The organism is Mycobacterium sp. NGS11 (genome assembly GCF_059813315.1).
In genome coordinates this window covers 1-1,175 of the sequence record NZ_JCALEJ010000065.1, presented here as the reverse complement: position 1 = coordinate 1,175, position 1,175 = coordinate 1, and the positions used below count along the sequence as shown (strand labels likewise).

Sequence of the window (1,175 nt, the reverse complement as noted above, 5' to 3'; positions counted from 1 at the left end):
ACCTCACTGGACCAACTGGACCGCCGCCGTCACATCGAACCGTTCATCACCTCGCTGACCACCGCCACCAACAGCGTTACCGGAGAGCCGATCACCGTCGCAGACCGGATCAGACGCATCCACGCGGTGGGCAACTTCCTGGCCGAGATCACCGAATGGGGATGGGACGACGCCCCACCGCGGCGTCTGATCTTCCGCACCGACCTGCCACGGCCACCCCGCTGCCTGCCTCGATACCTCCCCGTCGACGCAGACCGCAAACTCACTGCCGCACTAGCGAAATCACCCTACCGGCTGGCCGCCGATGCACTGCTGGTGCAGCGGGCATGCGGATTGCGCATCGGCGAACTGCTTGACCTCGAACTCGACTGCATCCACGAGATCCCCGGACAAGGTTCCTGGCTCAAAGTTCCCCTCGGCAAGCTCAACTCCGAACGCATGATCCCCGTCGACGACGAGGTACTCACCCTCGTGGACCGCATCACCACGACCCGCTCATCCGGGCGACCCATGATCCATCCCCGCACCGGAGCCCCAGCAGACTTCCTGTTCACCCACCATGGAAAACGCCTCTCCCAGAACGCAGTACGCGAAGAACTGAACCGGGCAGCCCACACAGCAGGACTCGGGCACATCACACCGCACCAACTGCGACACACCTACGCCACCGCGCTGATCAACGCCGGAGTATCGCTACAAGCGCTGATGGCACTGCTCGGACACGTCTCCACCCAGATGAGCCTGCGCTACGCCCACCTCTTCGACCACACCGTGCGCACCGAATACGAACGCGCCCTGGACCTGGCGAAAAGCCACATCGGCCCGCTCCCGGCGACCGCAGTCCACCTGCCGATCACCGATATCACCGGCACCGGATGGAAGGACACGCCAGCCATCAAATCCCGCCTCGCCGGCGGCTACTGCCTGCGAGCACCCGCGCAAGGATCCTGCCCCTATGCCAACATCTGCGAACACTGCCCAAGCTTTCACACCGACTCCACCCACCTCGCCGTCCTTGCCGCCCAACGCATCGACGCCCAAGACCTGGCCACAGACGCCGAAAAGCGGGGATGGATCGACGAAGCAGACCGGCACCACAAGCTCGTCTCCAGACTCGACGCCCTCATTGCCCAATCGGAACCCGCATGAATGAAAGCACCCTGCTTAAAGTCGAG

Annotated in this window: 1 protein-coding gene; it reads left to right on the top strand. The window is 63.7% G+C overall.

Annotated features, from left to right (window positions below):
* Positions 1-1,149: tyrosine-type recombinase/integrase (locus AC5Y4T_RS26105; RefSeq protein ID WP_499956140.1), on the top strand; the 1,149-nt coding region annotated here is incomplete at its 5' end.
* Positions 1,150-1,175: the final 26 nt, after the last annotated feature.